General features: G+C 59.5%; 9 protein-coding genes. 8 read left to right on the top strand and 1 reads right to left on the bottom strand.

The genetic code is table 11. The features are described from left to right. Nucleotides 1–36 precede the first annotated feature (36 nt). The 8 genes from paaN to DSL70_RS10445 all read left to right on the top strand — a co-directional run bounded on the left by paaN (nt 37) and on the right by DSL70_RS10445 (nt 11,114). The gene (gene paaN, locus DSL70_RS10480; RefSeq protein ID WP_119307827.1) at nt 37–1,689 is read left to right on the top strand and encodes a phenylacetic acid degradation protein PaaN; all 1,653 of its coding nucleotides are present in this window, start codon (nt 37–39) and stop codon (nt 1,687–1,689) included. Between the two features lie 47 nt (nt 1,690–1,736). Further along, nucleotides 1,737–2,897 carry an ABC transporter substrate-binding protein gene (locus tag DSL70_RS10475; protein ID WP_119307826.1) on the top strand — a complete coding sequence of 387 codons (1,161 nt, stop codon included), beginning with the start codon at nt 1,737–1,739 and terminating at the stop codon, nt 2,895–2,897. 63 nt (nt 2,898–2,960) lie between these two features. Then, a complete protein-coding gene (locus DSL70_RS10470) occupies nt 2,961–3,833 on the top strand; it encodes a branched-chain amino acid ABC transporter permease (protein WP_119307825.1) in 873 nt (290 codons plus the stop codon). 3 nt (nt 3,834–3,836) lie between these two features. Beyond that, on the top strand, nt 3,837–4,793 hold the full coding sequence (locus DSL70_RS10465; protein ID WP_119307824.1) for a branched-chain amino acid ABC transporter permease: 957 nt from the start codon (nt 3,837–3,839) through the stop codon (nt 4,791–4,793). Further along, complete coding sequence (locus tag DSL70_RS10460) at nt 4,790–5,608, top strand: ABC transporter ATP-binding protein (RefSeq protein WP_119307823.1); 819 nt, start codon at nt 4,790–4,792, stop codon at nt 5,606–5,608. The genes DSL70_RS10465 and DSL70_RS10460 overlap by 4 nt, the downstream gene beginning before the upstream one ends. Continuing rightward, a complete protein-coding gene (locus DSL70_RS10455; protein WP_119307822.1) occupies nt 5,595–6,296 on the top strand; it encodes an ABC transporter ATP-binding protein in 702 nt (233 codons plus the stop codon). Before DSL70_RS10460 ends, DSL70_RS10455 begins: the two co-directional genes overlap by 14 nt. 1 nt (nt 6,297) lies before the next feature. After that, entirely contained in the window at nt 6,298–8,250 is a 1,953-nt protein-coding gene (locus DSL70_RS10450) for a 3-hydroxyacyl-CoA dehydrogenase NAD-binding domain-containing protein (RefSeq protein WP_119307821.1), read from the top strand. A 419-nt stretch (nt 8,251–8,669) separates the two neighbouring features. Further along, on the top strand, nt 8,670–11,114 hold the full coding sequence (locus DSL70_RS10445; protein WP_119307820.1) for a glycoside hydrolase family 94 protein: 2,445 nt from the start codon (nt 8,670–8,672) through the stop codon (nt 11,112–11,114). 177 nt (nt 11,115–11,291) lie between these two features. Here DSL70_RS10445 and DSL70_RS10440 read toward each other — a convergent pair whose 3' ends face one another. Further along, complete coding sequence (locus tag DSL70_RS10440) at nt 11,292–12,170, bottom strand: DMT family transporter (protein WP_162916554.1); 879 nt, start codon at nt 12,168–12,170, stop codon at nt 11,292–11,294. Between the last annotated feature and the right edge of the window lie 44 nt (nt 12,171–12,214).

Genomic DNA, 12,214 nt, shown 5'->3' with positions numbered 1-12,214 from the left:
GGTCAATTATGTTCGGAAAGAAAATGTGGGGGACCAATGTCTGAGTTTTTCAAATGCCATCATGCACTGCTGAATGACGCCGTTTCTGCGTTGAAATCGCGCGAATTCTGGACTCCGTTTCCCGAGGTCCCGAGCGGACGCTTCTATGGAGAAACGGCACGGGAAGATGGCGTTGCCGCGTTTGATCGACTAATTGGTCATCGATTTTTGCTCAATGATCACCCGGAAACATATCGGGTAGGTAAGGAAGAATCGCCCTGGGGACTGCCGCTCAAGATCAGCTATCCTACCGCCGAAGCCGATGTTTTGATTGCGGCTTCCAAAGCCGCCTCGGGTGATTGGGCTGAAGCAAGTCCGGAGGTGCGGGTTGGCGTTCTGCTTGAGGCACTGGTGCGCCTCAATGCCATGAGCTTTCTGATGGGCCATGCGGTGATGCACACCACCGGACAGGCTTTTCCGATGGCCTTTCAAGCCGGTGGTCCGCATTCGCAGGACCGCGGGCTGGAAGCCGTTGCTGCCGCATGGATGGAAATGAATGTCACCGCTCGTGAGGCAACATGGGAAAAGCCGCAGGGCAAGCAGCCGTCCATCGTGCTGGAGAAACAGTGGAAGCTGATGCCGCGCGGACTGGCCCTGACCATCGGCTGCAACACCTTCCCCAACTGGAATGGCTATCCGGGGATTTTTGCCAGTCTGGCGACGGGTAACACTGTCATTGTCAAGCCGCATCCGGCGGCAATCCTGCCGTTGGCGCTGACGGTCAAGGTGTTGCGCGAGGTTCTGGTTGCGGCCGAACTGCCTGCGGACGTGGTTCTGCTGGCGGCCGACGAGCCGGGCCAGGAGATGACCTGCGATCTGGTGGAAAGCGGCGCCTTTGCCCTTATCGATTATACTGGTTCATCGCAGTTCGGGGAGTGGGTGCGTGCCCATGCCGGGGAGGCGCAGGTCTTTACCGAAGAGACGGGCGTGAATTCGATCACCATTACCGAAACCAGCAATTTCAGGGGCATGTGCGACAACATCGCCTTTTCGCTATCGCTCTATTCCGGCCAGATGTGCACCTCGCCGCAGAATATCTACATTCCGTCAGCCGGTATAGAAACCGACGAAGGCCACAAGAGCTTTGATGCTGTGGCCGAAGGGATTGCCTCTGCGATCGACACGCTGCTGTCCGATGCGGACCGGGCGTCTGGGGTGTGCGGCTCCATTGCCAATCCGGCAACCCTCAAGCGGGTGGCCACGGCGCGGGGGTTTGGACGCATTGTGCGGGACAGCAGGGAAACGGGCATCGGCCGCAGCGCCACCCCGTTGTTGCTGGCGCTTGATATCGGGGAAGGCGGGGTCGAACAGGAGGAGTGTTTCGGTCCGGTATCCTTTTTCATCGCCTGCACTGATGCGCGGGATGCCATTGCCCGTGCGTCCGGCATCGCCCGGAACAAGGGAGCGATCACTGCGGCGCTCTACGCCACGGACCCCGATCTGATCGATGTCGCCGTGGAGGCGTTCAGCCGTGCCGGTGTCAATCTGTCCGTCAATCTCGTTGGCAACATCTTTGTCAATCAGTCGGCTGCCTTTTCCGACTTCCATGTCACGGGAGCAAACCCGTCCGGCAATGCCTGCCTGACGGATACAGCCTTTGTCGCGTCGCGTTTCCGACGCGTCATGATCCGTTGGCCCAAGGTCGCCTGAGCGCCCGGGGTCACATTCATCAACTGGATATCTAGGGAGGACTATCCATGAAAACCGCAATCACCACTGCCCTCACCACTGGCATGACGACGCTGGTTGCCCTTGGGGCAATCAGCCTGTCAGCACCGGCTTCTGCCGAAATCCGTCTTGGGGCAAGCGTGTCCGCCACAGGGCCAGCCGCATTCCTTGGCGATCCGGAAGCCAAGACCATCGAAATGCTCGTCGAGCAGATCAATGAAGCTGGAGGCATCAACGGCGAAAAGATCAAGCTGTTCCTCTATGACGATGGCGGCGATCCGAACAAGGCGCGAACCTTTGCCACGCGTCTGGTCGAGGATGACGAAGTGACGGCCATCATTGGCGGTTCCACCACGGGCACCACCATGTCGATCATCTCGGTGGCAGAAGACGAATCCATTCCGTTCATCTCGCTTGCCGGCGCCATACAGATCATCGATCCGGTGCGGGCGAATGTCTTCAAGACCCCGCATACCGATCGCATGGCCTGTGCCAAGATCTTCACCGACATGGCCGCGCGCGGGCTCACCAGGATCGGCATGATTTCGGGCACCGACGGCTTTGGTGCCTCGATGCAGGCCCAGTGTCATGATATCGCGGCGGAACACGGTATCGAGGTTCTTGCCGACGAGACCTATGGTCCGCAAGACGCCGACATGACGCCACAGCTGACCAAGATTGCCAAGACCGAGGGGGTGCAGGCGATCCTCAATCCCGGCTTTGGCCAGGGACCGGCAATCGTCACCCGCAACAAGGCACAGCTTGGAATCGATCTGCCTCTCTATCAGAGCCACGGGGTGGCTTCCGATGGCTTCATCAAGCTGGCCGGAGCAGAGGCTGCCGAGGGTGTAAGACTGCCAGGGACTGCCTTGCTGATTGCCGACATCCTGCCGGATGGCGATCCGCAGAAGGAGGTTGTCACCACCTACAAGACCGCGTTTGAAGCCAAGTTCGACCAGAAGGTTTCCACCTTTGGCGGCTATGCCAACGATGCCTTTCTGCTGATGGCCAATGCCATGAAAACGGGCGGGGCGGACGCAGAGGCAATCCGTGATGCTCTGGAAGCAACCACGGGGCTTGTCGGCACGACCGGTACTTACAGCTTCTCCGCGACCGATCATCTGGGTCTCGATCTCAGCGCATTCCGGATGCTCGAGATTCGCGACGGTGGCTGGGCCCTTGCCGAATAAGCACGCATCGGGCGGGGCTGTTGCCCCGCCTCTTTCGACTCGAACACAAAGGGAGAGCCGCTCATGGATGCCTTGATGCAGTTTCTTTTGTCCGGGATGACCGTTGGCGCTGTCTACGCGCTCGTTGCTCTGGGCTTCACCATCATCTACAACGCCTCCGACGTGGTGAATTTCGCGCAAGGGGAGTTTGTCATGTTGGGCGGGATGATCACCGTTTTTGCCCATGCTGCCGGACTGCCCCTGCCGCTTGCCGCCCTGATCGCGATCGTGCTGACCGCTCTTGTCGGTGTGGCGCTGAACAAGCTGGCGATCGAGCCGGCGCGCGGTGCGCCTGTGGTCTCGCTGATCATTATCACCATCGGCGCCTCGATTGTCATTCGCGGGGCTGCTCAGCTGATCTTTGACAAGCAGCTGCACCGCTTTCCGTCCTTCTCGGGTGATGAGCCCATCCGCCTGCTGGGGGCCGCGATCTTGCCGCAGAGCCTCTGGGTGGTCGGGGGCGCCTTCTTCATTTTCATCGGTCTGTGGGTGTTTTTCACCAAGACCCTGACTGGCAAGGCCGTATTGGCAACTGCCAACAACAGGCTGGCAGCCCAGCTCGTCGGTATCAACACCGGTTGGGTGATGACCCTGTCCTTTTCCCTGTCTGCGGCCATCGGGGCGCTGGCGGGTGTCCTGGTCACACCGATCACGCTGGTTGCCTATGATGTCGGCGTTGGTCTGGCACTCAAGGGTTTTGCTGCCGCGATGCTGGGGGGCATGGGCAATCCCAAGGGGGCGCTTGTCGGCGGCATCCTGCTTGGCCTGCTGGAGGCCATGACGGCGGGTTATCTCAGCTCGCAATATAAGGATGCGGTGGCCTTCATCGTCATTCTGGCCGTGCTCTTTGCCATGCCGCAGGGCATTTTTGGTGCCAAGAGAACCGAGAGGGTTTGATCCATGACATTCAATTCGAAATGGGTTCAGCTCGCGGTGTTGCTGGCGCTGATTGCCATTCTGCCGGTGTTCTTTCCGTCCGGCTATTATTTTCGCGTTGGTGCGCTGATCTTCGTCAACGCGCTCAGCGTTGTCGGACTGGTGATCCTCATCGGCTATGCGGGGCAGATCAGCCTCGGGCATGCGGGGTTTGCCGGGATCGGAGCTTATGCCTGCGCACTCGGGCCGGAGGCGCTTGGGTTGCATCCCGCTCTTGCCATGCTGCTCGGGGCGCTGGTGTCGGCCATCATGGCAGCGCTGATCGGCAAGCCGATTCTTCGGCTCAAGGGCTACTATCTGGCGGTTGCCACGCTCGGCTTCGGCATTCTGGTTTCCATGGTGCTGACCAATGAGCGGTCGTTGACCCGCGGGCCGGATGGCATGGAGGTTGCTGAGCTCGGCTTGCGCGACTTTCTGAAAGGCGTCGGACTCAAGCTGTCGAGCGGTGAATTCTGGTATCTTGTCTGCGGGCTGGTGCTGATCGTTGGGGTCTGGATCGCGCTCAATCTGTTCAACAGCTCCACCGGACGGGCGATGCGCGCCTTGCATGGCTCGGAAGTGGCCGCCCGCACTGTCGGCATCGATGTGGCTCAGGTCAAGCTTCAGGCTTTCGTGATTTCGGCGGTCTATGCGTCGGTGGCCGGATCGCTGCTGTCCCTGCAGAACCGCTTCATCACGCCGGATGTGGCCGGGTTCATGCACTCTATCGAGATGGTGACCATGGCTGTTCTCGGCGGGGTCAACTCGGTGCTCGGTGCCACGCTGGGGGCCGCCATCCTGACACTGCTGCCACAGGTGCTCACTGTTTTTGCCGAGTATGAGCAGTTGATCATGGGGCTGGTAATGATCCTCGTGATGATCTTCCTACCAAGGGGATTGCTGCCTTCCATCGCCGCCAAATTGAGGGGGAGGGGCGAATGACACTTTTGCAAGTCGAAGGGCTCGGGATCAGCTTTGGCGGTCTCAGGGCTGTTAATGATGTGGGCTTCTCTGCAAGTGCGGGTGAGATCGTCTCGGTTATCGGGCCGAACGGAGCTGGCAAGACTACGCTGTTCAACATGATTTCCGGAGTCTATCTGCCGGATAGGGGACGGGTGATGCTGGATGGTCAGGATGTGACACGTTTCGAGCCACACCTTCTGGCCCGCATGGGGATGACCCGCACCTTCCAGAATCTGCAGATCTTTCAGGATATGACGGTGCTGGAAAATGTCATCGTCGGCTTTCATCTGGCTGAGCGCGGCCATTTGCTGGCCGACCTTCTGGCCCTGCCGGGAACGAAACGGCGGTCTGCCGAGGTGCGGGAAAAGGCGATGGCGCTGCTCACCCGCGTGCGGCTCGACAAGGCCGCCGAACAGGTGGCAGGCAATCTCTCCTACGGGGCTCTCAAGCGGCTGGAGATCGTGCGGGCACTGGCCATGTCGCCCCGTGTCCTGTTGCTGGATGAACCGGCTGCAGGCTGTAACGCGGTGGAGACGGAGGAAATCGACGCCTTCATCGCCGAACTCGCTGCTACGGGAATCGGAATCCTGCTGGTCGAACATGACATGAAGATGGTGATGCGCATCTCCAACCATATTGTCGTGCTCGATCATGGCGAGAAGATCGCCGAGGGCAAACCGGACGAGGTGTCCCGTAATCCGGAGGTGATTTCAGCCTATCTGGGGACGGTTGACGCAGAGCAGGACGAACAGGACGAGGAAGACGAGAAGGAGGCCACCCATGCTGTCGGTTGAGAAACTGCATTCGGCCTATGGGCGCATTGAAGTGCTGCACGGGGTGGATCTCGAGGTCAATTCCGGCGAGATCGTTACCGTGGTAGGGGCCAATGGTGCGGGCAAGACGACCTTGCTGAAGTGCCTGTCCGGCATCCAGCCGGTTACCGGGGGACGGATCGACTTTCGCGGCGAAGCCATAACGACAGTACCAGCCTTCAAACGGCTGGCTCGCGGGCTTTCTCAGTCTCCGGAGGGGCGGCAGATTTTCACCAATCTGTCGGTGGAGGAAAATCTGCGTCTGGGTGCCTTCCTGTTCAGTGATGAGCGCGTGACTGCGGATATGGACGATGCCTTTGCGATGTTCCCGATCCTCAAGCAGAAGCGCAACCAGATGGCCGGAGGGCTTTCCGGGGGGCAGCAGCAGATGCTGGCCATTGCCCGTGCCCTGATGGGACGGCCACATTGTTTGCTGCTGGATGAACCGTCGATGGGGCTGGCGCCGCTGCTGGTGGCGCAGATCTTCGAAGTGGTTGAAAGCCTCAAGGCGCGGGATGTGACCGTGTTGCTGGTTGAGCAAAATGCCTTCGGTGCCCTGAAGATTGCCGATCGGGGCTATGTGATGGAAACCGGGCGGGTCACCATGTCCGGCACTGCCGCCGATCTTATTGCAGATCCACGCATTCGTGAAGCCTATCTGGGGATTTGATATGGACGACAAGACAACAGCATTGGTGGGCATCCGCAAGGATGGTGAGATCGCCGTGGTTACCATTACCAACCCGCCGGTGAATGCGCTTTCGGCAGACCTCCGGCAAGGGCTGCTTGAGGCGGCTGAGGCTTGTGACGAGGATGACGCGATCAAGGCTGTGGTTCTGGTCTGTGCCGGGCGTACCTTCATTGCCGGGGCAGATGTTCGTGAGTTTGGCAAGCCACCCCAGCCACCCCATCTGCCTGGTGTGGTGGCCCGGATCGAGGCTGCGAAGAAGCCGTGGGTGGCCGCCATTCATGGCACAGCGCTGGGCGGCGGTTTCGAAGTGGCCATGGGGTGCCGGTTTCGCGTCGCCTCTCCCGACGCCAAGGTCGGGTTGCCAGAGGTGACGCTCGGCATTGTGCCGGGCGCTTCGGGGACCGTGCGGACGTCGCGGCTCGCCGGGGTTTCGGTGGCCGTGGATCTGGTCACCAGTGGACGGCCCTGGAACGCGTCCAAGGCTCTATCGGTCGGGCTGATCGATGAGATCATTGCCGGCGACCTTGCGGCGGGGGCTGTTGCCTTTGCGCGTTCTGCGCTCAAGTGTCCGCTGCCACCTGCGGTGTCGGAAAGGCCGGTCGAGCCGATGCCGGAGGACTTCTGGCAGGAGGCGGGCAAGCGTGCGGCCAAGGCTGGGCATCAGGCCCCGCTTGAGGCGCTGGCGCTGATCCGCTTCGGCTCCCAGCATCCCTTTCCCGAGGCAATGGCCAAGGAACGGGCGTGTTTTCTGGCGTTGCGCCAGTCCGAAGAGGCCGCAGCCTTGCGACATGTCTTCTTTGCGGAGCGAGGGGCAGGGCGCCCTGATGCCTTGCGGGCTGTCAAACCACGTTCCGTTGCCTCGGTCGGCGTCATCGGAGGTGGCACCATGGGGGCAGGTATTGCCGCGGCCTGTCGTGAAGCCGGTTTGCCCGTTGTGTTGATCGAGCGGGATGACGTGGCGCTTGATCGGGGACTTGCCAATCTCGCATCAATCTTTGATGGGGCTGTCAAGCGCGGCAAGCTTGACAGCAAAGGCAAGGCGGACCGCCTGGCCGGGATTGTCGGCAGCACCGACTATGCCGCGCTTGCCGGGTGCGATCTGATAATCGAGGCCGTGTTCGAAGAAATCGGCGTCAAACGGGCGGTGTTTGCTGATCTGGTGCGCCACTGTCGGGCCGATGCCATTCTGGCCACCAACACATCCTATCTGGATCCGCGGGCCATCGTGGCAGGGCTGGCCCATCCTGAGCGTTTCATCGGGTTGCATTTCTTCAGTCCGGCCCATGTGATGAAGCTTTTGGAAATCGTGCCCGTGCCGGAAACTGCGTCCGATGTCCTTGCCGCTGCCTTTGCACTTGGCCGGTTGTTGGGCAAGGTGCCGGTCGAGGCTGGCATTTGCGAGGGGTTCATCGGCAATCGCATTCTCAAGCGCTATCGCGCCGCAGCCGAGGCCTTGGTGGTGGAGGGTGTGGGGATTGCCGAGATCGACGCTGCCATGCGGGACTTCGGCTTCAGAATGGGGCCGTTCGAGGCGCAGGACCTTGGCGGGCTCGATATCGCTTATTTGCAACGGGAAGGCGCACGTTCAGCCGGGCAAGTCGTGCCCGAAACGCTTGGAGACCGTTTGGTGAAGGCCGGGCGCAAGGGCCAGAAGACAGACGGCGGCTGGTATGACTATCCAAATGGTGGTCGCTCGCCAGAGCCTTCCCTGGTGGTGGCCGAGCTGTTGTCCGCTCATGTCGCGCCATCACGGCTGATGCCGCGCGACGAGATCGCCGCCAACCTGCTTGCTGCCATGGCCAGCGAAGGGCAGGCGATCCTTGTAGAAGGGGTTGCCCAATCGGCATCGGACATCGATCTGGTCGAGATCCATGGCTATGGCTTCCCGCGATGGAAAGGCGGGCCAATGTTTCTGCACGACCGCAAGGGGTGACGTTGTCTCTTGCCGATTTTTGATCATCCATAAGGCCCGGGGGGACACCCGGGCCTTTTCTTTATGTCATCCATCCGATCTGCTCCCGTTCGCGACCATGCTCGGTGCGACCGCTCCGTCTCGTGACGCCGCTTGCATGATGAAAGATATCAACAGGTGGGTGAATCTGCTCAGCGACCATCCGGTTGTGGTTGAAAGCAAATTAGGGGCGAAATCAGTAAATTATTTCATTAATTTCAAAATAGGGACATTAAATCGAAATCTGAAACGTTTCACTTCCAACTTTCTGTCTTGTGTGCTAGGTGGACGACAATTGGAGGATTGGAGTTGCCGTGGTCTTGATTGCATGATCGGGTCGGGGCAAGCGCTCCAGCCAGATACGCAGTTCCAGCTAGATACCCATAGGGCAGGTGCTCACCATGAAATACGGATATTTTGACGATCAGGCGCGCGAATATGTCATCACACGCCCCGATACGCCGCTTCCCTGGATCAACTATATCGGATGTCAGAGCTATTTCGGTATTTTGTCCGCAACGGCGGGCGGCTACTCCTACTATCGGGATGCCCGTCTGCGCCGGTTGACCCGTGGTCGCTACAACAACGTGCCGACTGATTTTGGCGGACGCTATGTCTATGTACGCGACAATGAGAGCGGGGACTGCTGGACGCCGTCCTGGATGCCGATGCAATCCGACATCGAGGATTATAGCTGCCGTCATGGCATGGGCTATTCGGTCATCTCTTCCAAGAAGGCGGGCATCCGCACCGCCACCCGCTATTTTGTGCCGCTCGACGAGACGCTGGAAATCTGGCAGGTCACAGTGACCAACGAGCGTCTTGCTCCGGCAGACATTTCGCTGTTCTCATCGGTTGAATTCTGCCTCTGGGATGCGCTTGACGATCAGAGCAACTTCCAGCGCAACCTTTCTACCGGTCAGGTGGAAGTGGAAGACGGGGTGATCTACCACAAGACTGAATATCGGGAGCGGCGCAATCATTTTGCCTTTTTCGCCTGTTCCGAAGAGGTTGCCGGGTTTGATACCCAGCGCGAGGAGTTCCTTGGTCCATGGCGCGGCTGGGACAAACCTGCAGCTGTGCTTGAGGGCAAGTCGCGGGATTCCATCGCCCACGGCTGGTCGCCGATCGGCTCGCACCATGTGAAGCTTCGGCTTGAGCCAGGTGAAACCCGTCAGGTCGTGTTCGTGCTCGGCTATCACGAGAACGACAAGACCGACAAGTTCGATCCGCCGAATTCGCAGATCCTGAACAAGAAGACCGTCAAGCCGATCATCGCCCGCTATTGCGATCCGGTTGCCGTCGATGCTGCATTTGATGCGCTTGCCAGCCATTGGGACGCGCTGCTCGGAGTCTATCAGGTGTCGTCGCCGGACCAGCATACCAACCGCATGGTCAATATCTGGAACGCCTATCAGTGCATGGCGACCTTCAACATGTCCCGTTCGGCTTCGTCGTTTGAATCCGGCATCGGTCGCGGGCTTGGCTTCCGCGATTCCAATCAGGACCTGCTGGGCTTCGTCCATATGGTGCCGTCGCGGGCACGGGAACGCATTCTCGACATCGCCGCAACGCAGCTTTCCTCCGGTGGTGCCTATCATCAGTATCAGCCGCTGACCAAGAAGGGCAACAACGACATTGGCGGCGACTTCAACGATGATCCGCACTGGCTGATCATCGGCGTGGCTGCCTATCTCAAGGAAACCGGCGATTTTTCCATTCTGGAGGAACCGGTGATGTTCGATTGTCAGCCGGGCACGGAAGAGCCGCTCTATGAGCATCTGAAACGCTCGATCCAGTATGCCGAAGACCGGATGGGGCCGCATGGCTTGCCGCTGATCGGGCGGGCCGACTGGAACGACTGCCTCAATCTCAACTGCTTCTCGAATACGCCGGGCGAAAGCTTCCAGACGACCACCAGCAAGGAAGGCACGGTGGCCGAATCCGTGTTCATTGCCGGTTTGATGGTGCTGTCCGCCAAGGAACTGTCTGACATCGCCAAGGTGGTGGGCAAGGATGGGGATGCCGCCTATTACGCTCGGGTTTCGGCGGATATGAGCGCCACCATCAGCGAACATGGCTGGGATGGCGACTGGTTCCTCAGGGCCTATGACGATTTCGGTAACAAGCTGGGCAGCAACGAACAGGCTGAAGGCAAGATCTTCATTGAGCCGCAGGGCTTCTGTGTTCTGGCCGGGGTCGGCGTTGAGGATGGCAAGGCCCGCAAGGCGCTGGATTCGGTTTCAAAGCATCTGGCGACGCCGCACGGCATCGTGCTGCAGCAGCCAGCCTATTCGCGTTACTATATCGAATATGGCGAAATCTCCACCTATCCGCCGGGATACAAGGAAAATGCTGGTATCTTCTGCCATAACAACCCGTGGGTCGTGATCGCAGAGGCGGTGTTGGGCAATGGCGACGCTGCGTTCGACTATTACAGCCGGATCAGCCCGTCCGTGCGCGAAACCATTTCGGATGTGCACCGTCTGGAGCCCTATGTCTATGCCCAGATGATTGCCGGTCGCGATGCTCCGAGCCACGGCGAGGCCAAGAACTCCTGGCTGACCGGTACGGCGGCATGGAACTATTATGCGATCACCCAGTGGATCCTCGGCATTCGCCCGGACTATGACGGGCTCAAGATCGCGCCCGTCGTTCCCGAGCGCTGGGACGATTTCCGGGTGCAGCGGCTGTTCCGGGGCGTCACCTACGATATCTCCGTTGTGCGCAAGGGGTCGGGCAACCTGACTTCGCTCTGGGTGGATGGCAAGCCGATTGCCGGTGACATTGTGCCACCGCCAGCCAAGGGCGTAACGAAGGTCACCGTGGAAGCTGTTATCGGCTAGCCTTAGGCTGAGGCCATCGCCAAAGGCCACAGGATCGGGGTGCCCCTTGCTCCGCAATCCTGAGCCCTTCAAGAGAAAGCGCAGCGAGCCGTGTGGCTGCTGCGCTTTTTTGTTGGTCACGAAACTGGTCCTTGCTGGCGTCTGATCTCGGGAAGGTCTGCCCCGAGAATGCGGATACTATTCGGCGACAGCGGGCACTGGCGCCCGCTTCATCAGATAGAGGCTATAGAGCGGCTGGCCCAAGGCAGCGACAAGAATGAGGCTACCGCCGATGAAGGTGGCGGTTCCCGGCACTTCTCCGAAGATGGCCCAGATGATCAGTGGGGCGATGACGATCTTGATCTGCGAAATGAGGCTGACCTCAGGCGCGGAGATGATGCGGGTTGCCATGGCGTTGAACATGCGGCCCACCGGCGCGGTGAACAGCCCCATGACCATCATCACGAGCACCCCTTTGATGTCGTAGTCTGCGGTCGTGATGAAAGGCGTGGCGAACAGGGCGATGAAGAAGCCGCCAGCCCCGACGACCAGTGACCGGTTCAGCTGTTTGAACTTGCGCCAGACGATGAAGTTCATCGACACAGCAAGCGCACAGACAAGGGCGATAAGGTCGCCTTCAATCCCGCCGGAGGCAAGGGATCCCTGAACGATGATGTAGATGCCGATGATTGATAGCAGGATGGCAAGTCCGGTGTGCTTCTTGATGTTTTCCTTGAGGAAAATCCTGCTGAAGATGGCCGAGAAAATCGGTGTGATGCTCATGATCAGCAGAACGTTGGCAACGGTTGTCTTTTGCACGGCCAGCGTGAAGGCCGTACCGCTGACGCCCATGATGGCGCCCGAGACCAGTAGCATGAAGCCGCCTGCCTTTGCGACCCTCAGCACATTGCCTTCCCGGATCTGGGTCAGTGTGGTCATGGAAATGAGAGAGAAGACGCCGAACAGAAACGAGGGGGCGAAGCCGTGAAGGCCGGAAAGACGGATGAAGACCGCATCCAGGCTCATCAAGGCCGCCGCCACCAGAAGATAGGTGAGGCCTTTTTCGTGAGATGTCATTGCAGATTCCTGACTGGTAGTTTCAAGTTTTTGAACGTAATACT

The organism is Cohaesibacter haloalkalitolerans (assembly GCF_003574655.1).
In the GTDB taxonomy this organism is placed as follows: domain Bacteria; phylum Pseudomonadota; class Alphaproteobacteria; order Rhizobiales; family Cohaesibacteraceae; genus Cohaesibacter; species Cohaesibacter haloalkalitolerans.
This window is presented reverse-complemented; position numbering and strand designations above follow the sequence as displayed.

Bases quoted from the DNA above. Each gene is read 5' to 3' on its own strand.
- paaN (WP_119307827.1), top strand. From the start codon at position 37: ATGTCTGAGTTTTTCAAATGCCATCATGCACTGCTGAATGACGCCGTT.
- DSL70_RS10475 (WP_119307826.1), top strand. From the start codon at position 1,737: ATGAAAACCGCAATCACCACTGCCCTCACCACTGGCATGACGACGCTG.
- DSL70_RS10470 (WP_119307825.1), top strand. From the start codon at position 2,961: ATGGATGCCTTGATGCAGTTTCTTTTGTCCGGGATGACCGTTGGCGCT.
- DSL70_RS10465 (WP_119307824.1), top strand. From the start codon at position 3,837: ATGACATTCAATTCGAAATGGGTTCAGCTCGCGGTGTTGCTGGCGCTG.
- DSL70_RS10460 (WP_119307823.1), top strand. From the start codon at position 4,790: ATGACACTTTTGCAAGTCGAAGGGCTCGGGATCAGCTTTGGCGGTCTC.
- DSL70_RS10455 (WP_119307822.1), top strand. From the start codon at position 5,595: ATGCTGTCGGTTGAGAAACTGCATTCGGCCTATGGGCGCATTGAAGTG.
- DSL70_RS10450 (WP_119307821.1), top strand. From the start codon at position 6,298: ATGGACGACAAGACAACAGCATTGGTGGGCATCCGCAAGGATGGTGAG.
- DSL70_RS10445 (WP_119307820.1), top strand. From the start codon at position 8,670: ATGAAATACGGATATTTTGACGATCAGGCGCGCGAATATGTCATCACA.
- DSL70_RS10440 (WP_162916554.1), bottom strand. From the start codon at position 12,170: ATGACATCTCACGAAAAAGGCCTCACCTATCTTCTGGTGGCGGCGGCC.